Below are 19,554 nucleotides of genomic sequence, written 5' to 3' on the forward strand. Positions count from 1 at the left end.
GATCAGGAGCGGAGGTGGGCGTGGGGTGGGCGAGGTGGACGTGCTGCGGGTGACGGTGTCCGGGGGCGGGCCGGTGGGACTGGCGTTCGCGCTCACCCTGGAGCACCTCCTGGGGTCACGCGTCGCGATCACGGTGCACGACACGCGGTGGGTGCGCGACGGGTGCGGGGTCCGGTGGCGGACCGTGGCCGAGGGCAACGCGCGGCGGCGCCAGGTCGTCACGGTGCAGAGCCGCCAGTTCCGCGCGCTGCCGCCCGCGGTGTGCGAGCACCTGTTCACGCCGGGAGCCTGGAGCGAGATGTGGCCCGCGGGCGCGGACTCCGTCGACGGCCTGCGCCCGCGCAACGTCCGGATCGCCCACGTGGAGGACCGGCTGCTGGAACTGGCACACGCGGCGTCCCGGATCCGGCTCGTCCCCGGCGAGTTCGATCCCGCCACCACCAGCGGCTCCCACGTGCTCGCGATCTGCGAAGGAGCCCGCTCGGCCACGCGCGAGCACTTCGCCGACCGCTTCGGGGCCGCCGATCCCGCGCCGTACTCCCTGCGCGGCGAGCAGGTCCGCGACGTGGTGCTCGGGCTGCGCGTCCGCTCCCGGCTGCCCGACCCGGCCGCGGTGCTGCTCACGGTCGCCCAGAACCGCTTCCTGCTCAACACGGTGGACGGCGACGGATACCTCAACATGCGGCTCACCCGCGCCGAGGCGCGCGAGCTCGTCGCGGTCGACCCGGTCCGCAGAGTGCTCGCGCCGTGCCTGCGGCACACCCCGTGCGTGCTGGAGCGCGCAGGCGGCGACCGGTTCCGCTGCGACGTACACGGCGCGCTGCTGCTCCCGGCGCTGGTGGCGGGGTCCGCGCTGTGGGCCCGCGTGCGCGACGGCCTGCGGCTGTTCGACATCGCCGAAGACGACGTCGGCGCGGCCACGGGCTTCCGCCTCGACATGGCGGCCCGGTCGCGATTCAGCGCGGAGCTGCTCCCCGGGACGTACGGCTTCCTGCTCGGCGACGCCGCCAACGCGATCCACTTCTGGCCCGGGCGCGGCCTCAACAGCGGCTGGGCGTCGGCGGTGTCCCTGGCCCGCTGCCTCGCCCGAGGGCGCGCCGCGGCCCGGCCCGGCACACCGCTGCGCGACGCCGACCTCACCCGGCACGAGGCCGTCATGGCGATGCTGCAGTACCGGCACAAGAGCCGCGCGTGGCGGCAGATGGTCGCCCCGGACGCCCGCGGCGAGACCCACCAGATCCGGGACGTGATCGCGGACGGCCTCGCGGCGGCCGCAACGGCCGACCGATCCGCGGACCTCACGGCGCTCGTCGCGCGGGCGGCCGCGATCCGCGACCGGCTGGCCGCGCGGCTGCCCGGCGCGCCCGGCGACGCCGAGCTGCGCGCGCACCTCGACCGGCTCGCCACCGCCACCCTGCACACGCTGCGGCGCAGCGGCGCCTGGGACACCGCCGGCACGGCGGGCGAGGAGGTCGACGTCGCGTGGGTCCTGCCCGACCCGGACCCCGCCCCGTCGGCCGGGGAACCTGCGGGGGTCGCGGCCTAGAGTCGTCCCATGAGCACCGAGCGGGTCTACGTCGCGCGGCTGGAGGGCCTCGCCGTGTTCGGGCCCGACGGCGAGCGGATCGGCAAGATCCGCGACCTGGTCGCCGGGCTGCGGGTGGACGCGAGCCCGCCGCGGGTGCTGGGCCTCGTGGTGGAGCTCGCCACGCGGCGGCGGATCTTCGTGCCGATGCTGCGGGTCACCGCGATCGACCCGGGCGCGGTGACGCTCGCGACGGGGTCGGTCAGCCTGCGCGGGTTCCAGGTGCGCCCCAACGAGACGCTGGTGATCGGCCAGATGCTCGACGCGCGCGTCCGCCTGCGCGCGTCGGGTGAGGAGGCCGTCGTCGTGGACGCCGCGATCGAGCCCACCCGCACCCGGGACTGGATCGTGGGACGCCTGGCGGTGCGCACCCGCCGGTCGCGGCTGACACGGCGCGGGCAGGTGCACGTCGTCTCGTGGACGTCCGTCGAGGGACTCTCCCTGACCGACCGCCAGGGCACCGCGGGGTTGCTGTCGGTCCTGGAGACGATGCGGCCCGCCGACGTCGCAGCAGCTCTCGCGCAGCTGCCTCGCAAACGCCAGTACGAGGTCGTCGACTCCCTCGATGACGAGCGCCTCGCCGACGTCTTCGAGGAGCTGTCGGAGTCCGACCAGCGCGCGCTTCTCGCCCACCTCTCCGCAGAGCGCGCCGCGGACATCCTCGAGGCCATGTCCCCCGACGACGCCGCGGACCTGCTCGGCGAGCTGCCCGACGTCGAGTCCGACCGGCTCCTCGCCCTCATGGAGCCCGCCGAGTCCGCCCCGGTGCGCCGGCTGCTGCGCTACGAGGCGTTCACCGCGGGCGGCCTCATGACCCCGGAGCCGATCGTGCTGCGCCCGGACGCCACGGTGGCCGAGGCCCTCGCCCACGTCCGCAACCCCGACATCGTGCCGGCGCTCGCGAGCATGGTGTTCGTCTGCCGCCCGCCCACCCAGACCCCGACCGGGCGCTACCTCGGCTGCGCGCACACCCAGAGGCTGCTGCGCGAGGCTCCGTTCGCGCTGGTCGCGGGCGTGATCGACAACGAGCTGGGGCGGCTGGGCCCGAATGCGCCGCTGAGCGAGATCACGCGCTTCTTCGCGGCCTACAACCTGGTCGCCGCGCCCGTCGTGGACGACGAGGACCACCTGCTCGGCGCCGTCGGCGTGGACGACCTCCTCGACCACATGCTCCCCCCGGACTGGCGCGACCACCTGCACGACGAGCCGTCGCCCAACGGCGCCCACCCCGCTGAGAGCGCTGAGAAGCCGGAGACCAGCGATGCCTGAACTCGTCCCCCGCAGCAGGCGGCTGGACCAGCCGCTCATCGGGCGCCGCCGCTTCGAGGTGGACCCGGACGGGTTCGCGCGGCTCTCCGAACGCATCGCACGGTTCCTCGGCACCGGCCGCTTCCTGGCGATCCAGACGGTGGTCGTCATCGCGTGGATCGTTCTCAACATCGCGGCGATGAGCTACGCGTGGGACCCGTACCCGTTCATCCTGCTCAACCTGGCGTTCTCCACGCAGGCCGCCTACGCCGCGCCGCTGATCCTGCTCGCGCAGAACCGGCAGGACGACCGCGACCGCGTCGCCCTGGAGGAGGACCGGGCGCGCGCCGAACGCACGAAGGCCGACACCGAGTACCTCGCCCGCGAGCTGGCGGCGCTCCGGCTGGCCGTCGGGGAGGTGGCGACGCGCGACTACCTGCGCGGTGAGCTGGAGAAGCTGGCCGAACGGCTCGACACGCCACGCGTACGTAGCATGGAGTGATGTCCACCAGCACCGACCGGTCCACCGTCGAACAGGCCGTTCGGGCCGCGCTGCACACGGTCCAGGATCCCGAGATCCACAAGCCGATCACCGACCTGGGCATGGTCAAACACGTGGCCGTGTCCCCGGAGGGACTCGCACACGTGGGCGTCTACCTCACGGTCGCGGGCTGCCCGATGCGGGAGACGATCACGGCGCGCGTCACCGAGGCGGTGTCGAAGGTCGCGGGGATCACCGGCGTTCAGGTCGAGCTGGACGTCATGAGCGACGAGCAGCGCACCGAGCTGCGACGCAGCCTCCGCGGGGATTCCGCGGACCCGGTCATCCCGTTCGCCCAGCCCGGCTCGTTGACGCGCGTGTACTGCGTCGCGTCGGGCAAGGGCGGCGTCGGCAAGTCCTCGGTGACGGTCAACCTCGCCGCGGCGATGGCGGCGCGGGGGCTGTCGGTCGGCGTCGTGGACGCCGACATCTACGGCCACAGCGTGCCCCGCATGCTCGGCGCCACCGCGCGGCCCACCAAGGTCGAGAACATGATCATGCCGCCGCAGGCGCACGGCGTGAAGGTCATCTCCATCGGCATGTTCACCGCGGGCAACGACGCCGTCGTCTGGCGCGGCCCGATGCTGCACCGCGCTCTGCAGCAGTTCCTTGCCGACGTGTACTGGGGCGACCTGGACGTCCTGCTGCTCGACCTGCCGCCGGGCACCGGCGACATCGCGATCTCCACCGCCCAGCTGATCCCCAACGCCGAGCTGCTCGTCGTCACCACCCCGCAGACGGCCGCGGCCGAGGTCGCCGAGCGCGCGGGCTCGATCGCCGCGCAGACACGCCAGCGGCTCGCGGGTGTCGTCGAGAACATGTCCTGGCTCGAGCTGCCCGACGGCTCCCGCATGGAGGTGTTCGGCGCGGGCGGCGGGCAGACGGTGGCGGACTCGCTCAGTCGCACGCTCGGCGCGCCCGTCCCGCTGCTCGGGCAGGTGCCGCTGGAGCCGCAGCTTCGGGAATGCGGCGACGGCGGCACGCCGATCGTGCTGGCCGAGCCGGACTCCGCGTCCGCGCGGGCGCTCGCGGCGGTGGCCGACAAGCTCACCACCCGGGCCCGCGGGCTCGCGGGGATGTCGCTCAACATCTCACCCGTGCGGCGCTGATCCCACGCTGCCCGACGGCCCCCTCGCCGCGGCGAGGGGGCCGTCCGGTCGTGCTCCGTCAGCCCGAGGCGACCGCCTCCGCCTCGTGCAGCTCCACGTCCTTCGTCTCATGCAGCGCGAGCACACAGAGCAGGCTGAGCAGGCCCATCGCCGCGAGGTAGATCCCGATCGCGAAGCTGCCGTAGTTCTGCACGAGCGCCGCCGCCAGGAACGGCGTGACGGCCCCGCCGAGGATGCCCGCGAGGTTGTAGCCCATGCCCGCACCGGTGTAGCGGTAGCGGGTCGCGAAGATCTCCGGCAGGTAGGCGCCCGCCGGGCCGTACGCCACGCCGACCAGGCCCATCACGATGGACAGGCCGAGCGCGAACGACCAGGGCGTCCCGATGTCGAGGATCGGGAACAGCAACAGCGCCGCCACGATCGCCGCCGCGTTGCCGGCGATGATCAGCTTGCGGCGACCGACCCGGTCGGAGTAGATGGCCGAGAGGATCGTGCACACCGCCATGACGGCGCCGCCGAGGATGCCGATCGACAGCACGGTCGGCCGGCTGAGCCCGAGCTGGGTGGTCCCGTAGCTGGTGAGGAAGGTGACGCCGACGTAGAAGAACGCGAACAGCATGGTCAGCGCACCGCCCGCGAGCAGGACCTCCTTGGTCTGCGCCCGCAGCGCATCGAGGAGCGGGTTGTGCGCCAGCGCCTTGTTCTGCGCCGCCGCGCGGAACACCGGGGTCTCCTCGATGGAGAGCCGGACGTACAGCCCGACCGCGATCAGGATCAGGCTCGCCACGAACGGGATGCGCCAGCCGTAGGCGAGGAACGACTCGTCGCTCATGGTGAGCGCCGTGATCAGGAACGTCGCGCTGGCCAGCGCGAACGCCAGCGACGGGCCGAGCAGCGGGAACAGCGCGTACAGGCCACGGCGCATGGGCGGGGCGTACACGGCGGTGAGCAGCACCGCACCCGCCCACTCGCCCCCGACCGCGAGGCCCTGGAACACCCGCAACACGATCAGCAGGATCGGTGCGGCGATGCCGATGGTCGCCGCGGTCGGCAGCAGCCCGATGGCGACCGTCGACAGGCCCATGAGCAACAGGGTCGCGACCAGCGTGCCCTTGCGACCGATCCGGTCGCCGAAATGGCCGAACAGGATGGCGCCGAACGGCCGGGCGATGAATGCGACGCCGGCGGTCGCGAACGCGGCGATCGTCCCCGCGGCCGGCCCGAGTGCGGGGAAGAACACCTTCCCGAACACCAGAGCCGCCGCCGTGCCGTAGATGAAGAAGTCGTAGAACTCGATCGTCGTGCCGGTCGCGCTCGCGATGGCGACGCGATGCATTCGTGCTGGTGACGGGGCGGTGGCGGCGGCCATGGGCATCCTTTCCGCGGGTGGGATGCGCGGAGCGTACGAACGTGACACAGGTCTCACCACCTCCACTTGGAGGTAAAGCGAATGGAATGGACGCGACCGGACACCCGCGACGCGGGCCTATGTGGCGTCGGGGTCCAGCGGCGGACGCTCGTTCGGGGCCAGCGGCTGCTGCGCGGACGGGCCGGACGCTCCGGCCGCGGGGTGGCGGGGGACGGTGCCGCCAGTGCTGCCGCCAGCGCCGCCAGTGCTGCCGCCATTGCCGCCACCGGGCGGAGGGGCGTACCCGTTCGGCTTGACCGGAGGGCCGTCGTCGTCGAACAGCGTGCGGCGCACGACGTTGCCCGGGTTGAAGTTGCGCAGGCCGCGCAGCTCGTCCAGGGGCTTGCGCAGCTCGTCGAACTCGGGCCCGAACTCGCCGCGGAGCTGGTCGCGCGCGCCGGCGGCGAAGCCCTTCACCTGGCGGATCGTGCGGCCCAGCCACCCGGCCGCCTCCGGCAGCCGCTCCGGGCCCAGGATGAACAGGCCGGCGACTATCAGGACCAGCAGTTCACCCCATCCGACGGACTCGAACACGCTCCCAGCCTACTTCCCGGTGCCGATCGGCCTGCGCTCAGTCCGAGCCCAGCACGACCGTGATCGTCAGCGGCCTGCCGTCGCGGATCAGGTCGATCGGCACGGACTCCCCCGGCCGCCGCTCCCGCACCGCGACGATGAGCTCGTCGGCCCCGGCGATCTGCCGGTCCCCGACCCTCGTGATCACGTCGCCCTCGACGATGCCGGCCGCTGCAGCAGCACCACCCTGGCGGACGTTCTGCACCTGCGCGCCATCCGTGGTGTCGTCGGCGACGGACCGGGCGTTGACCCCCAGCTCGGCGTGCTTCACCGAGCCCGCGCGGATCAGCTCCTCGGCGATCCGGCGGGCGTCGTCGATCGGGATCGCGAAACCGAGTCCGATCGAACCGCCCTCGCCCCCGCCGCCGCCGATGCTGCGGATGGCGGTGTTGATGCCGACGACGGCTCCCGTCGAGTCGACCAGCGGCCCACCGGAGTTGCCCGGGTTGATCGCGGCGTCGGTCTGGATCGCGTCGATGACGGCGTTGGTGTCGGTCTCGCCGCCGTCCAGCGGGACGGGCCGGTCCAGCGCGCTGACGATGCCGGTGGTGACGGTGCCGACGAGGCCGAGCGGTGACCCGATCGCGAGCACCGCGTCCCCGACCGCCAGCGAGGAGGACGAGCCGATCTGGGCCACGACCGGGTTGGCCACCGCGACCTTGACGACGGCGAGGTCGGTCTTGGGATCGCGGCCGACGATCGTCGCCTTCGCGCGCGTGCCGTCGTGGAAGATCGCCTCCAGCTGCGCGTCCGGCACCTCCGCGACGGGCGCGACCACGTGGTTGTTGGTGAGCACGTAGCCCGCGGGGTCGATCACGACCCCCGAGCCGGTGCCGCCCTCGTCGCCGACCCGCAGCTCCAGCGAGACCACCGCCGGGACGGTGCGTGCTGCGATGTCGGCCACCGAGCCGGGTGGTCGCTCCTTGGCCTCGGTGGCCTGGGTGATCGTCGCGTCCGGCTCGGTCAGTGCGGCTGCGCCCTCCGCGGTGACCCGCCCGACAACACCGCCCGCCGCCCCGATGAGCAGGGCGATCAGGCCCAGGGTGACCAGCGCCCTAGGCTGCACCCGGCGCCCGAACAGCAGCTCGCGCGTGCTGAGCCGGGCACCCTCGGACGCGTCGGGAGGGGCGCTCGCCTGCTCGGGGACGGGCGGGGCGAGGCCGGCGTGGCTGGCGGGGTCGCGCCACGGGTCGGCGGTGGCGGCACCGTCGGAGCCGTCGGCCCACAGGGGTTCGTCGTCGGGCCGCGCGGTGCGCGTGCCGTTCGACGGCGGGCGCTGCAGCGGCACGGACACGCCGTCGGGGCGGCCGAACGCGTACGCGAGCGCTGTCGGGGGCGGCGGTCCCGCGGGGGCGGGCGCCGCGCGGAAGGCGGCGGGCTGGAACCCGCCGTCCGTGCCCGCCGGGCGGCCGAACGCCGCCTCGGCATCCGGGTCGACGGCCGGGCGTTCCAGCGGGCGCGGCGCGAGGCGGGGTGGCACGCCCGCCGCGGCGGTGCCGGTCTCGTCCGTCCCGGGCACCGGGCCGGGCGCGTCGTCGCTCATGGTCGGCGCGAACTCCTCCTCGCAGGCGTGCCGGGCACGTCCGGCACCTCCCAGGGTGCCGCACGCGGGGTGAAGTTCGCGTGCGCGCGCACGACCCGGACGGGTGCGGTCAGCGAGCCGTCGGGTGCGCGCCGGGCAGGGCGTCGAGCTGGCGCAGCACGCGTTCGGTGCCCGGGTCGCCCGGCTGCCCGGCCGCAGCGCCCCCACCCCTGGCGACGCCGCCGCGCCCGAACGGAACCGCGGCGGGCCGGATCTGCCCCACCACGGGCGAGGGAGCGGCCTGCAACCGCGTGGCGGTGGATCCGGAGTCCAGCACGGGGCCGCCGAACACGCCGCGCACCGGCGAGTCCGCCGGCATCACCGCGCCCGTGAGGGCCAGCGCGCCGAGCGCGATCCCCGTGGCGGTGAGCCCAGCACCCCATCGCCGCGACGCCCGGCCGGACCGGACCGGACCGGGGATCTGTGGTCCGGAGCGGACCGTGCGGGCGGACACGTCGGTGGGCAGCGCTTCTCGGGCGGGCCGCAGCGGCTGCACGAAATGGCCGTCCGGGTCGACCGCGAGCCCGGCGGGCGGAGCGGGCAGCTCGGTGTCGCGCGGGATGGAACGCAGCGCGTTCAGCAGCGCGGAGGAGAGCTCCGGTCCGCGCGCCGAGCGCAGCGCGGAGCGGGCCTGGCGCTGCTCGGCGACGTCCGAGGCACAGCCCGGGCAGGACTCCAGGTGACGCAGGGCGCGGCCGTGGGCCGCCGTGCTCAGCTCGTCGTCCACGAACGCGACCACGGCATCGGACGTCAGATGCGTCTGCCCCCAGTCCGGGGCGACCACTTCGAAACGCCGACGCGGAGCCGTCATCTGCCGATCGCCTCCAGCTCTCGTCGCCCGTCGTTCCCGGTGCGCGCCGCCCGGTTGCGCTCGAGTGCGGTCCGCAGGGCGGCGCGGCCCCGGTGGATCCTGCTCCGCACGGTACCGAGCTTCACGCCCAGGGTCGCGCCGATCTCCTCGTAGGACAGCCCCTCGACGTCGCACAGCACGACGGCGGCGCGGAACTCCGGCGCGAGCTCGTGCAGGGCGGCCTGCAGATCGGGGTCCAGGTGGGTGTCGGAGAAGACCTGCTCGGGCTCGGGGCCGGAGCCCGGGATCCGGTCGGAGTCCTCGGGCAGCGCCTCCATCCGCACGCGGGCGCGGCGGCGGACCATGTCGAGGAAGAGGTTGGTGGTGATGCGGTGCAGCCAGCCCTCGAAGGTGCCGGGCCGGTAGGACGCCAGCGAGCGGAACACCCGCACGAACGTCTCCTGGGTGAGGTCCTCGGCGTCGTGCTGGTTGCCGGTGAGGCGGTACGCCAGCCGGTAGACGCGGTCGGCGTGCTCGCGCACGATCTCGTCCCAGCTCGGCGGGACCCACTCCGCCCCCTCGCCGGGCAGCACGGTGCCGCCGTCCGGGATCGGCCGGGCTTTGGTCATCGGGGTCGGCTCCTCCAGTGCAGGCCGCGTCGAGCGGTCAACGTCGAGCCTCCTGCTCGTGTTCCCGTGTGTTCCCGTCTGAGAGTGGGCCACTCCTGTGAACGAGGAGTGAGAAGCGCCTGAGAGGAGCCTGTGAATCCCCTCCGGGGGCGCTCAGGGGCACGTGGGCCTGATTACGCCGCGACACGCCCGCTCGCCGCGCCTGGGCCTCCGACCGGCGCAGTAGCCTCGTGCGCATGACCGGCTCCGCCGTCTCCGTCCCCGTCGAGAACGGGCTCGTCCGCGACCACGTGGAGGGCTATCTCACCGAGGACGACGTGTTGCTCGCCACCCGCGCACGCGCGCGCGAGACCGGCTGCCGGCCGGTCGCTCCGGGCGCGGGCGCCGGGCTGTGCTTCCTGGCCGCGACGGTCGGGGCCAGGGCGGTCGTCGAGATCGGCACGGGGGTCGGCGTGAGCGGGCTGTGGCTGCTGCGCGGGATGGCACCCGACGGCGTGCTCACCTCGATCGACGTCGACCCGGAGCGCCAGCGCAGCGCCCGGCAGGCGTTCGGGGAGGCCGGGCACGGGCCGGGCCGCCTCCGCCTGATCAACGGGCTCGGGCTGGAGGTCCTGCCCCGGCTCACCGACGGCGGGTACGACCTGGTGGTCGTCGACGCCGTCCCCGCCGAGTACCCCCGCTACCTCGACGAGGCCGTACGGCTCCTGCGTCCCGGCGGCGTCGTGGTGCTGCACGGGGCGCTGCAGGGCGGCCGGGTCGCGGACCCCGCCGCCGAGGACGCCGACACGCGCGCCGTGCGCGAGGTGGGGCGCCGGCTGCGCGAGGACGAGCGGCTGGTCCCGGTCCTGCTGCCGCTCGGTGACGGGCTGCTCGCCGCGGCGAACACACCGCGGCACGGCTGGTCGACCGCGGACGGGCACTGACCTCGACCCTGACCGTCCTCGGCCGCCGCGGCTACAGGGCGGTGGCCCCCTTCCCGATCACCACGACTCCCCCGGTGCTCACGGTGTAGCGGGCCCGGTCCATCGCGAGATCGACCCCGACGAGCGCGCCGTCGGGCACCACGACGTTCTTGTCCAGGATCGCCCCGCGCACGACCGCGCCGCGCCCGATGCGCACCCCGGGAAGGATCACCGAGTCCGACACCTCGGCGTCGGCCTGCACCATCACGTTCGGGCTGATCACCGACCGGCGCACGATCGCGCCGGAGATGATCGTCCCGGCGCCGACGATGGAGTCCTGCGCAATGCCGCCCTGCACGAACTTCGCAGGCGGGAGCGGAGCGGCCGCCGTGCGGATCGGCCAGCGGTCGTTGTAGAGGTTGAAGACCGGGTGCACCGACCACAGGTCGTTGTGCGCCTCGTAGTAGGCGTCGACGGTGCCGACGTCACGCCAGTAGCCGGAGTCGCGGTCCGTGGCGCCGGGCACCACGTTGTCCGCGAAGTCGTAGACCGCCGCGTTCCCCTCGCGCACCAGGCGCGGGATGATGTCGCCGCCCATGTCGTGGTCGGAGTCGCCGTCCTCGGCGTCCGAGCGCAGGGCGTCCAGCAGGACGTCGGTGGTGAACATGTAGTTGCCCATCGACGCGAACGTGACGTCCGGGTCGTCGGGCACGGCGGGCGGATCCGAGGGCTTCTCCAGGAAGTCCACGATGCGGCCGTTCTCGTCGGTGGAGATGCACCCGAACGCCTTGGCCTCCGCGCGCGGCACCCGGATGCCCGCCACCGTGGCCCCGACGCCGGACTCCACGTGCTGGAGCAGCATCTGGCCCGGGTCCATGCGGTAGACGTGGTCCGCGCCGAAGACCGCGATGTAGTCCGGCCGCTCGTCGTAGACGAGGTTGAGGCTCTGGTAGATCGCGTCCGCGCTGCCGGTGTACCAGCGCCGCCCGAGCCGCTGCTGCGCCGGGACCGTGGTGATGTACTGCCCGAGCACGCTCGACAGGCGCCACGTGGTCGAGATGTGCCGGTCCAGCGAGTGGGACTTGTACTGGGTGAGCACGCAGATGCGGGTGAGCCCCGCGTTCACGAGGTTCGACAGGACGAAGTCGATCAGTCGGTAGTTGCCCCCGAACGGCACGGCGGGCTTCGCCCGGTCCGCGGTCAGCGGCCAGAGCCGCTTGCCCTCACCGCCCGCGAGGACGATGCCGAGCACGTTGGACGCCAGTGCGCGGGGCGTTGCGGGCGAGAGCCGTACGCCGGTCACACGACCGAACCCTAGTGGCGCCGAACGCACGAATCCAACCGGTACGAGCACGGGTCTCGTGTGTCGCCGGAGGAAGGCCTACGGTCTGTCGGCGTGCGCATCGGAGTGCTGACCCGCGAGTACCCGCCCGAGGTCTACGGGGGCGCGGGCGTCCACGTCGGCGCCCTCGTCCCGGCGCTGCGAGCGCTGGTCGACGTCGACGTCCACTGCTTCGGCGAGCCGCGCCTCGACGCCCGCGGGGAGCCCGCGCCGCACGTCTGGGCGCACCGCACGCCGGAGCGGCTCGCGGACGCCAACCCGGCCCTGCAGACCCTCGGCGTCGATCTCGGCATGGTCGCCACGCTGGGCGGTGTGCAGCTCGCGCACTCCCACACCTGGTACGCGAACCTGGCCGGGCACCTCGCGAAGGTGCTCCACGACGTGCCGCACGTCGTGACGGCGCACTCGCTGGAGCCGCGCCGCCCCTGGAAGGCGGAGCAGCTGGGCGGCGGCTACCGGCTGTCGTCCTGGGTGGAGCGCACCGCCTATGAGGCCGCGGACGCCGTCATCGCGGTGAGCGCGGGCATGCGCGCCGACGTGCTCGACTGCTATCCGGCGCTGGATCCGGAGCGCGTGCACGTGGTGCACAACGGCATCGACACCCGCGCCTTCCGGCCCGACGACGGACGCGACCTGGTGCGCGGGCTCGGCGTCGACCCGGACCACCCGATCGTCGTGTTCGTGGGCCGCATCACGCGGCAGAAGGGCCTCGGCCATCTCGTCGCGGCCGCGCACTCGATCAGCGACAAGGCTCAGGTGGTGCTCTGCGCCGGCGCACCCGACACGCCGGAGATCGCCGCCGAGACCGAGCGCGACGTCGCCGAGCTGTCGGCCGCGCGGCCCGGCGTCGTCTGGGTGAGCCGGATGATCGACACCGCGGAGCTGCGGCAACTGCTCTCGGCCGCCACCGTGTTCGTCTGCCCGTCGGTGTACGAGCCGCTCGGGATCGTCAACCTCGAGGCGATGGCCTGCGGCACGGCCGTCGTCGCCTCGGACGTGGGCGGCATCCCCGAGGTGGTCGCCGACTCCACCACGGGCCTGCTCGTGCACTACGACGAGGACGCCGTCGACGAGTTCCGTGACGGCATCGCAGCCGCGGTGAACGCGCTGCTCGCCGATCCCGGGCGCGCCGCCGCCATGGGGGCGGCCGGCCGGGAGCGCGCCGAGCGGGAGTTCAGCTGGGCACAGGCCGCGGAGCGCACGGTGCAGATCTACCGTTCGCTCGTGGGCTGACCCTCCTGCGCGCGCTCCGCCGCTGCGGGTGGTTCAGCTCGCCGCGGCCTTGAGGGCGTCGCCCAGGTCGCTGGCCTCCTCCGCGGACATCTCGACCACGAGCCGGCCGCCGCCCTCCAGCGGGACACGCATCACGATGCCCCGGCCTTCCTTGGTCACCTCGAGGGGCCCGTCGCCCGTGCGAGGCTTCATCGCCGCCATGGTGTGCTCCTTCCACGATCACAGTGGTCCGGTGCCGGTGCGCCGGGGAGAGCGCTCGGCGGGATGTTTGGTCTTCCCAACATCTTTCCTCATCGGTCCGCCACACGTGACACCGGAGCGATCGCGGCGCGTGTCGCGACGCCGATCGGGGTACGGCGTGCGTCCTGCCGCGCGCGTCCGCTGCGGACGGTCAGCGTCGTGCGCGCCAGCACCCGGCGACGTGGTCGTCGACCAGGCCGGCGGCCTGCATGAGCGCGTAGCACGTGGTCGGGCCCACGAACCGGAACCCGCGGCGTTTCAGCTCGCGCGCCATCGCCGTCGACTCGGGCGTGACGGCGGGGACGTCGGCGAGCGTCACCGGACGCGGGTGCTCCGCGGGTGCGAACGACCACAGCAGGTCGTCGAGCGGGACGTCCAGGTCGAGCACGGCGCGCGCGTTGTGGACGGTCGCCTCGATCTTGGCGCGGTTGCGGACGATGCCGGCGTCCGCGAGCAGGCGGGTCACGTCCCGCTCGCCGAACGCGGCGACCGCTGCCGGGTCGAACCCGGCGAACGCCGCGCGGAAGGACGGCCGCTTGCGCAGGATCACGAGCCACGAGAGGCCCGACTGGAACGCCTCCAGGCTGATCCGCTCGAACATCGCCGTGACCCCGCGCAGCGGGCGGCCCCACTCGTCGTCGTGGTACGCGACGTACTCCGGTGCCGAACCGGCCCAGGCACAGCGGACGCGCTCGACGGCCTCACCCACGGCCCGCGTACTCCGCCTCGACCCGGCGGGCCAGCCTGCGCAGCGAGATCTCCAGGCCCAGCCGGCTGATCGGCCGGACGGCGACCCAGCAGGCGCGCCCGAGGACCCCGCAGGGCAGGTCCAGCCGCTCGACGACCGTGAACCGCGACCGCGACGGCCCCAGCGCCTCGACGATGAAGATCCCGTCCCCGCGGACCACCTTCCCGGTGTGCCGCACCGTGGCCCGCCACGGGCCGCCCTCGACCAGTTCCACCAGCTCGATCGTGTCGACCACCGCGAGCGGGCCCACCCCCGTGGCGGCCTTCCACGTCGAGCCGGGCGCGCGCCCGTCGCCGCCGGTGCGCCGCACCGTGGTGGCGAGCATCCACTCGCCCTGGCGCTCCCAGTCCGTGACCGCGCGCCAGAGGACCTCGGCCGGGACCCCGACCTCGACCGGAACCGCCAGCTCGACCCCCGTCACGCCCGGTCCTCCGGCTCGCCCGTCCGGGCCCGAGAGGCGGGGGCGCGCAGTGCCGTGATCCGCGCCTGCAGCTCGTCGCGTTCCGCGACGACGCGGTCGAGCTCGTCGGCCAGCCGCCCGAGCGCCCAGTCGACCTCGTCCATCCGGTAGCCGCGCAGTGCCTGCTGGAAGCAGAGCTCACGCACGTCCCGCCCGGTGACGGCGTCGACAGGCAGCCGGGTGGGCGTAGCGCCCGGGGGCAGTGGGGCGAGCTGCTCACCTCGCCCGAAGACCGTGGCCGCCACGGCGAACACGAGCGCCGCCACGGCGACCACCACCAGCAGGTAGATCAGCGCGGTGCCCACAGGCCATGAATACACGACCGCCCCGACAACTTCCGGGGCGGACGTGGCGGGGCTCAGGCCACGCGGGTGCGTCCGAGCACGTCACGCATCGGCGGGCGCTCGCCCGTCCGCGTCGCCGTGGACGTCGGCAGCCACTCGCCGCCGACCTGCACGAACTGGGTGAGCCCCGCCCCGGAGTCGATGGACAACCCGTCGACGCAGCCGCGGGCGAGTGCGACGGACAGGATCTGGCGGGCCATGACCCCCAGCTGGAGCAGCGAGCGGTTGCGGTGCTTGCGCACACCGAGGTTGACCTGGGCGATCGCTTCCACCCCCGAGCGGGAGTGGGTGTCGAGCAGCAGGCCGATCTCCACCCCGTAGCCGGAGGCGAACGGCACCGATTCGAGCAGTTCGCGCGTGGCGGCGTACTCGCCGCCCAGCGGCTGGACGACGGCGCCGAGGTCCGGGCAGACCGCCGACAGCAGCGGCCGCGCGACGAGCTCGGTGACCCGACCGCCGCCGTTGTCGCCCCACGTCTCGGCCGAGTCCGAGGTCTCCAGGCGAAGCGGGCGGCGGTAGAAGCCCTTCACCAGCTCCACACCCGGCTCGGTGAGCAGCGGGCCGAGCAGCGCGGGGACGAAGCCCGGGTCGAAGTCGACCAGGTCCGAGTCCAGGTAGCAGATGATGTCGCCGGTCGTGGCGGCCAGCGAGCGCCACAGGACCTCGCCCTTGCCCGGGACGGGTTCCATGTGCGGGAGCACGTCGCTGCGCAGGACGACCCGGGCCCCCGCCGCCGCGGCGATCTCGCAGGTGCGGTCCGTCGAGCCGGAGTCCATGAGGACGAGCTCGTCGACCAGCGGCGCCGGGCCGGTGGTCAGGGGGATGATCGCCTCGACGATCGCACCGACCGTGTCCTCCTCGTCCAGCGCGGGGAGCACGATCGAGACGTCGCGGCCCCTCTTGGCGGCGACGAGCTCGGGAACCGTCCACGTCGGCGTCTGCCAGGTACGGCGGGCGAACCAGTCCTCGATAGCGGGGTCCATCGATCCTCCCAGTCGTGAGTCGATCATCCCGGCGCCGTTGCCGTTCACTTCTCCACGTTCAGGCGAGTGCTCGAACGGTGTGCGACGGATTCCGGGTGCCCACGATCGCGGCGACCATGTCGACCGCGCGGCGGGTGGCCCCGACCTCGTGCGCTCTGAAGATCCGTGCCCCTGCACCCGCCGCGATCGCGGTGGCCGCGAGCGTACCTTCGAGCCGTTCGGTCAAGCTCGCTCCTAATGTTTCGCCAATGAAATCTTTGTTCGACAACGCCATTAACACAGGCCATCCCGTGGAAACGAGTTCGTCACATCGGCGGAGGAGTTCCAGGCCGTGCCAGGTGTTCTTTCCGAAGTCGTGGGTCGGGTCGATGACGATTCCCTCGCGGGGGACACCGAGCGCGACGAGCCGTTCGGCCTGCCCGACCGTCTCGGCGATCACGTCCGCCACCACGTCCGCGTAGCGCACCCGATGGGGCCGCGTTCGCGGCGTCGCGCCGCCGGTGTGCGAGCAGACGATCCCCGCCCCCGCCTCTGCGGCGACGTCCGCGAGCTTCGGGTCCGCGCCCGCCCAGGTGTCGTTGAGCAGGTCCGCGCCCTCCGCGACGGCCAGCCGGCCCACCTCCGCGCGCCACGTGTCGATGCTGATGACCACGTTCGGGTGGCGGGCACGGACCGCTGCCACGAAGGGGACGGTGCGGCGGATCTCCTCGACCGGGTCGACCACCGCTCCCGGCCCCGCCTTCACCCCGCCGACGTCGAGGATGTCCGCGCCCTCGGCGACGGCCTGGTCGACGCGCTCCAGAGCGGCCCCTGCGGCGTAGGTGGCGCCACGGTCGTAGAACGAGTCCGGCGTCCGGTTGACGATCGCCATGACCAGGGCCCGGTCCTGGGCGGGGATCCGGCCCCGGAAGCGCAGCAGGGGACGCGGCGCCGTCGCAGCAGGCAGCCACGGTGTGCGCGCGGACGTCACGGCCGGTACCGCGGCTCGGGGACCGGCGCGGCGCACGCGTCGAGCGCCTCGTCCACCTCCCGCGTGACCACGAGCCGGTCCAGCGCGGCCTGCTCGACGAAGCCCGCGTCGCGCAGCCCACGCACCCAGTCGAGCAGCCCCCCGTAGTGATCGCCCGGGTCGAGCACGACCACCGGCTTGGCGTGCAGGCCGAGGTAGCCCGACGTCCACACCTCGAACAGCTCCTCGCACGTGCCGACGCCTCCCGGCAGCGCGAGGAACGCGTCGGCGTGGGTCTCCATGACGGCCTTGCGGTCGCGCATCGACTCGGTGACGAGCAGCTCGTCGGAGTCGTGGTCGGCCCATTCGCGCTCGACCATCGACCCGGGGATGACCCCCGTCGTGCGCGCCCCGCCCGCCCGCGCCGCCACCGCGACCGCGCCCATCATCGAACGGCGGCCGCCCCCGGACACGAGCTGCCAGCCGCGCGCCGCGATGCCCCGGCCCACATCCGCGGCCAGCTTCAGGAAGCGCGGATCGACCGGTTCGATCGATCCGCAGTACACGCACACCGCGAGCCCCGCGGCACCCCCGGGCCTCAGTGCGCCGCCTCCCAAGCCCGGTACGCGGCGTGGACGACCTCCACCGCGTCGTCGACGTCGTCGGTGACGTGCAGCAGCCCGACGTCGTTCTCGCCGATCTTGCCGCCGTCGAGCATGCTCTTGGCGATCCAGTCGTAGAGCCCGCCCCAGTAGTCGCTGCCCAGCAGGACGACCGGGAACTTCGTCACCTTCTTCGTCTGCACTAGGGTGAGCGCCTCGAACAGCTCGTCCATCGTCCCGAAGCCGCCGGGCAGGCACACGAACGCCTGGGAGTACTTCACGAACATCGTCTTGCGGACGAAGAAGTAGCGGAAGTTGATGCCGACGTCCACGTACTCGTTGAGGCCCTGCTCGAACGGCAGCTCGATGCCCAGCCCGACCGACAGCCCACCCGCCTCCGAGCAGCCCTTGTTCGCGGCCTCCATCACGCCGGGCCCGCCGCCGGTGATGACGGCGAACCCGGCCTCGGCGAGAGCCGTGCCCAGCGCGCGGCCCTGGGCGTACTCGAGATGGTCGCGGGGGGTGCGGGCCGAGCCGAAGACGGTGACGGCACGGGGGAGCTCGGCGAGCACGCCGAAGCCCTCGACGAACTCGGCCTGGATGCGCATGACCCGCCACGGGTCGGTGTGGACCCAGTCGGACGGCCCGCGTGAGTCCAGTAGCCGCTGGTCCGTGGTGGTGGTTTCGTGTCGTCGCTCGCCGCGCAGCACCACCGGGCCGCGCTGCTTCTCGCCCCGACGGGGCGGGAGTGAGGTCATGGCGCCAGGGTAGGGGCGGGCTCGGCGGTGACCGCGATCAGGCGAGGAAGCGCCGCAGCACCTCCGCCGCCTCGGTGATCCGCGCGACGTCGACGTGCTCCTCGCGGGTGTGGGCGAGGTTCGGGTCGCCCGGGCCGTAGTTCAGCGCGGGGATGCCGAGCGCGGCGAAGCGCGAGACGTCCGTCCAGCCGTACTTCGCCGACGGTGACGCGCCCGTGGCCGCGAGGAACTCCCGGGCCGCCGGTGCGGCGAGGCCGGGCAGCGCGCCCGGCGCCAGGTCCGTGACGACCGGGTCGAACCCGTCGAAGACCTCCCGGACGTGCGCCTCCGCGGCCGCGGCGTCGCGATCCGGGGCGAAGCGGAAGTTGACGGTGACGACGCACTCGTCCGGGACGACGTTCCCCGCCACACCCCCGGCGATCCGCACGGCCTGCAGGCCCTCGCGGTAGACGCAGCCGTCGATGTCGACGTCGCGCGGCTCGTACCGGCCGAGGCGCTCCAGCACCGGCGCCGCGCGGTGGATGGCGTTGTGGCCCAGCCACGATCGCGCGGAATGGGCCCGCCTGCCCGTCGTGCGGATCTCCGCGCGCAGCGTCCCCTGGCAGCCCGCCTCGACCGCCCCGTTCGTCGGCTCGCCGAGGATCGCGAGGTCCGCGCGCAGCCACTCGGGCAGCTCCCGCTCGATGCGGCCGAGACCGTTGCGGGCCGCCTCGATCTCCTCGCAGTCGTAGAACACCAGGGTCAGGTCGTGGCGCGGGGCGGGCAGCGTCGTCGCGAGGTGGGCGATGACCGCGTTCCCCGCCTTCATGTCCGACGTCCCGCACCCGTAGAGCCGGTCGCCGTCGCGCCGGCTCGGGAGGTTATCCGCGATCGGGACCGTGTCCAGGTGGCCCGCGAGGAGCACCCGCCGATCCCGCCCCAGGTGCGTGCGGGCCAGGACCGCCGCGCCCGACCGCGCGACCTCCAGGTGCGGCGCCTGCTCACGCAGCGCCGCCTCGAGCGCACCGGCCAGCCGTGCCTCCTCGCCCGACACCGACGGGACGTCCACGAGCGCCGCCGTGAGCGCCACGGGATCGGCGGTGAGGTCGAGCGTGATCACGGGCGTCGACGGTACGCCGGGGCGTGGCCGGGCCGGTGCACGGGCGTTGGGCGCCCGATCGGCGGGGCGGCGGGCGGCTCGGTCGGCGGTGCCGCAGCCCGGTCACCGTGCGGCCGGTGCAGCGGCCGGGCACCGTACGGCGGTGCAGCGGCCCGGGCGGCGGGCGGCCGGCGGCGGCTCGGTCGGCGGTGCCAGCGGCCCGGACGGCGGGGCAGCGGCTCGGTCGGCGGGGCCGCAGCCCGGTCACCGTGCGGCGGTCCAGCGGCCCGGACACCGGCGGCGCGCTGGCGGGCCCGCCCATCGCCAGGCGCATCGCGCCATGCTCCCGCCCCCACCTGATCGGTCGGCCCACCGGCAGGCCCCGCAGGACACCTCCGACCTCTTCCGTGGCCCAGCCCACCCCAGCCTCGCAGAGACTCGGCACGGTTC

21 protein-coding genes are annotated in these 19,554 nt (G+C 73.9%); 6 read left to right on the plus strand and 15 right to left on the minus strand.

The annotated features are described in order from the left end of the window. Positions 1-25: 25 nt before the first annotated feature. From AB7J25_RS05835 to AB7J25_RS05850, 4 genes are read left to right on the plus strand one after another with little or no spacing between them, the layout of a single operon-like run. Positions 26-1,546, plus strand: a complete 1,521-nt coding sequence (locus AB7J25_RS05835; RefSeq protein ID WP_428505811.1) for a hypothetical protein — start codon at positions 26-28, stop codon at positions 1,544-1,546. Positions 1,547-1,555: 9 nt separating this feature from the next. Continuing rightward, positions 1,556-2,854, plus strand: a complete 1,299-nt coding sequence (locus tag AB7J25_RS05840; RefSeq protein WP_428505813.1) for a magnesium transporter MgtE N-terminal domain-containing protein — start codon at positions 1,556-1,558, stop codon at positions 2,852-2,854. Further along, positions 2,847-3,335: a DUF1003 domain-containing protein gene (locus tag AB7J25_RS05845; protein ID WP_428505815.1), complete on the plus strand. Its 489-nt coding sequence runs from the start codon at positions 2,847-2,849 to the stop codon at positions 3,333-3,335. Before AB7J25_RS05840 ends, AB7J25_RS05845 begins: the two co-directional genes overlap by 8 nt. Further along, positions 3,335-4,483: an Mrp/NBP35 family ATP-binding protein gene (locus AB7J25_RS05850; RefSeq protein ID WP_428505817.1), complete on the plus strand. Its 1,149-nt coding sequence runs from the start codon at positions 3,335-3,337 to the stop codon at positions 4,481-4,483. Before AB7J25_RS05845 ends, AB7J25_RS05850 begins: the two co-directional genes overlap by 1 nt. Positions 4,484-4,541: 58 nt before the next feature. Here AB7J25_RS05850 and AB7J25_RS05855 read toward each other — a convergent pair whose 3' ends face one another. From AB7J25_RS05855 to sigE, 5 genes are all read right to left on the minus strand, one after another. Further along, the gene (locus AB7J25_RS05855; RefSeq protein ID WP_428505819.1) at positions 4,542-5,852 is read right to left on the minus strand and encodes an MFS transporter; all 1,311 of its coding nucleotides are present in this window, start codon (positions 5,850-5,852) and stop codon (positions 4,542-4,544) included. A 117-nt stretch (positions 5,853-5,969) separates the two neighbouring features. Further along, a complete protein-coding gene (gene tatB / locus AB7J25_RS05860) occupies positions 5,970-6,425 on the minus strand; it encodes a Sec-independent protein translocase protein TatB (RefSeq protein WP_428505821.1) in 456 nt (151 codons plus the stop codon). 37 nt (positions 6,426-6,462) lie between these two features. Then, the gene (locus AB7J25_RS05865) at positions 6,463-8,007 is read right to left on the minus strand and encodes a S1C family serine protease (RefSeq protein ID WP_428505823.1); all 1,545 of its coding nucleotides are present in this window, start codon (positions 8,005-8,007) and stop codon (positions 6,463-6,465) included. A 109-nt stretch (positions 8,008-8,116) separates the two neighbouring features. Continuing rightward, complete coding sequence (locus AB7J25_RS05870; protein ID WP_428505825.1) at positions 8,117-8,857, minus strand: anti-sigma factor family protein; 741 nt, start codon at positions 8,855-8,857, stop codon at positions 8,117-8,119. Then, positions 8,854-9,465 (minus strand): RNA polymerase sigma factor SigE, encoded by a 612-nt coding sequence (gene sigE / locus AB7J25_RS05875; RefSeq protein ID WP_428505827.1) that lies wholly within the window; start codon positions 9,463-9,465, stop codon positions 8,854-8,856. Before sigE ends, AB7J25_RS05870 begins: the two co-directional genes overlap by 4 nt. 236 nt (positions 9,466-9,701) lie before the next feature. Here sigE and AB7J25_RS05880 point away from each other — a divergent pair, with 236 nt between their 5' ends. After that, positions 9,702-10,388, plus strand: a complete 687-nt coding sequence (locus AB7J25_RS05880; protein WP_428505829.1) for an O-methyltransferase — start codon at positions 9,702-9,704, stop codon at positions 10,386-10,388. A gap of 31 nt (positions 10,389-10,419) precedes the next feature. Here AB7J25_RS05880 and glgC read toward each other — a convergent pair whose 3' ends face one another. After that, positions 10,420-11,670 carry a glucose-1-phosphate adenylyltransferase gene (gene glgC, locus AB7J25_RS05885; protein WP_428505831.1) on the minus strand — a complete coding sequence of 417 codons (1,251 nt, stop codon included), beginning with the start codon at positions 11,668-11,670 and terminating at the stop codon, positions 10,420-10,422. Between the two features lie 93 nt (positions 11,671-11,763). Between glgC and glgA the strand changes: the two genes are divergently transcribed. After that, entirely contained in the window at positions 11,764-12,942 is a 1,179-nt protein-coding gene (gene glgA / locus AB7J25_RS05890) for a glycogen synthase (protein WP_428505833.1), read from the plus strand. Between the two features lie 33 nt (positions 12,943-12,975). Here the strand turns inward: glgA and AB7J25_RS05895 are convergent, their stop codons facing one another. The 9 genes from AB7J25_RS05895 to dapE all read right to left on the minus strand — a co-directional run bounded on the left by AB7J25_RS05895 (position 12,976) and on the right by dapE (position 19,125). Then, positions 12,976-13,143 carry a DUF3117 domain-containing protein gene (locus tag AB7J25_RS05895; protein WP_428505835.1) on the minus strand — a complete coding sequence of 56 codons (168 nt, stop codon included), beginning with the start codon at positions 13,141-13,143 and terminating at the stop codon, positions 12,976-12,978. A 190-nt stretch (positions 13,144-13,333) separates the two neighbouring features. After that, positions 13,334-13,891 carry a DNA-3-methyladenine glycosylase I gene (locus tag AB7J25_RS05900; RefSeq protein WP_428505837.1) on the minus strand — a complete coding sequence of 186 codons (558 nt, stop codon included), beginning with the start codon at positions 13,889-13,891 and terminating at the stop codon, positions 13,334-13,336. After that, positions 13,884-14,351, minus strand: a complete 468-nt coding sequence (locus AB7J25_RS05905; protein ID WP_428505839.1) for an SRPBCC family protein — start codon at positions 14,349-14,351, stop codon at positions 13,884-13,886. The genes AB7J25_RS05900 and AB7J25_RS05905 overlap by 8 nt, the downstream gene beginning before the upstream one ends. Continuing rightward, the gene (locus tag AB7J25_RS05910) at positions 14,348-14,695 is read right to left on the minus strand and encodes a DivIVA domain-containing protein (RefSeq protein WP_428505841.1); all 348 of its coding nucleotides are present in this window, start codon (positions 14,693-14,695) and stop codon (positions 14,348-14,350) included. Before AB7J25_RS05910 ends, AB7J25_RS05905 begins: the two co-directional genes overlap by 4 nt. A gap of 53 nt (positions 14,696-14,748) precedes the next feature. Next, positions 14,749-15,717 carry a glucosyl-3-phosphoglycerate synthase gene (locus AB7J25_RS05915; RefSeq protein WP_428505843.1) on the minus strand — a complete coding sequence of 323 codons (969 nt, stop codon included), beginning with the start codon at positions 15,715-15,717 and terminating at the stop codon, positions 14,749-14,751. Positions 15,718-15,775: 58 nt separating this feature from the next. Next, positions 15,776-16,588 (minus strand): dihydropteroate synthase, encoded by an 813-nt coding sequence (gene folP / locus AB7J25_RS05920; protein WP_428505914.1) that lies wholly within the window; start codon positions 16,586-16,588, stop codon positions 15,776-15,778. Between the two features lie 95 nt (positions 16,589-16,683). Then, entirely contained in the window at positions 16,684-17,232 is a 549-nt protein-coding gene (locus AB7J25_RS05925; protein WP_428505845.1) for a TIGR00730 family Rossman fold protein, read from the minus strand. A gap of 32 nt (positions 17,233-17,264) precedes the next feature. Then, positions 17,265-18,026 carry a TIGR00730 family Rossman fold protein gene (locus tag AB7J25_RS05930; RefSeq protein ID WP_428505848.1) on the minus strand — a complete coding sequence of 254 codons (762 nt, stop codon included), beginning with the start codon at positions 18,024-18,026 and terminating at the stop codon, positions 17,265-17,267. Positions 18,027-18,063: 37 nt separating this feature from the next. Further along, positions 18,064-19,125, minus strand: coding sequence for a succinyl-diaminopimelate desuccinylase (gene dapE, locus AB7J25_RS05935; protein ID WP_428505850.1), 1,062 nt, complete (start codon positions 19,123-19,125; stop codon positions 18,064-18,066). Positions 19,126-19,554 lie beyond the last annotated feature (429 nt).

Source organism: Pseudonocardia sp., assembly GCF_050246655.1.
Classification (GTDB): Bacteria; Actinomycetota; Actinomycetes; order Mycobacteriales; family Pseudonocardiaceae; genus Pseudonocardia.

What these genes read in the sequence shown, in the direction of transcription:
- folP (WP_428505914.1), bottom strand. Translation starts at nt 16,588, where the DNA reads ATGGCGATCGTCAACCGGACGCCGGACTCGTTCTACGACCGTGGCGCC.
- AB7J25_RS05870 (WP_428505825.1), bottom strand. Translation starts at nt 8,857, where the DNA reads ATGACGGCTCCGCGTCGGCGTTTCGAAGTGGTCGCCCCGGACTGGGGG.
- AB7J25_RS05880 (WP_428505829.1), top strand. Translation starts at nt 9,702, where the DNA reads ATGACCGGCTCCGCCGTCTCCGTCCCCGTCGAGAACGGGCTCGTCCGC.
- AB7J25_RS05930 (WP_428505848.1), bottom strand. Translation starts at nt 18,026, where the DNA reads ATGACCTCACTCCCGCCCCGTCGGGGCGAGAAGCAGCGCGGCCCGGTG.
- AB7J25_RS05845 (WP_428505815.1), top strand. Translation starts at nt 2,847, where the DNA reads ATGCCTGAACTCGTCCCCCGCAGCAGGCGGCTGGACCAGCCGCTCATC.
- AB7J25_RS05895 (WP_428505835.1), bottom strand. Translation starts at nt 13,143, where the DNA reads ATGGCGGCGATGAAGCCTCGCACGGGCGACGGGCCCCTCGAGGTGACC.
- AB7J25_RS05865 (WP_428505823.1), bottom strand. Translation starts at nt 8,007, where the DNA reads ATGAGCGACGACGCGCCCGGCCCGGTGCCCGGGACGGACGAGACCGGC.
- AB7J25_RS05850 (WP_428505817.1), top strand. Translation starts at nt 3,335, where the DNA reads ATGTCCACCAGCACCGACCGGTCCACCGTCGAACAGGCCGTTCGGGCC.
- sigE (WP_428505827.1), bottom strand. Translation starts at nt 9,465, where the DNA reads ATGACCAAAGCCCGGCCGATCCCGGACGGCGGCACCGTGCTGCCCGGC.
- AB7J25_RS05840 (WP_428505813.1), top strand. Translation starts at nt 1,556, where the DNA reads ATGAGCACCGAGCGGGTCTACGTCGCGCGGCTGGAGGGCCTCGCCGTG.
- AB7J25_RS05855 (WP_428505819.1), bottom strand. Translation starts at nt 5,852, where the DNA reads ATGGCCGCCGCCACCGCCCCGTCACCAGCACGAATGCATCGCGTCGCC.
- AB7J25_RS05915 (WP_428505843.1), bottom strand. Translation starts at nt 15,717, where the DNA reads ATGGACCCCGCTATCGAGGACTGGTTCGCCCGCCGTACCTGGCAGACG.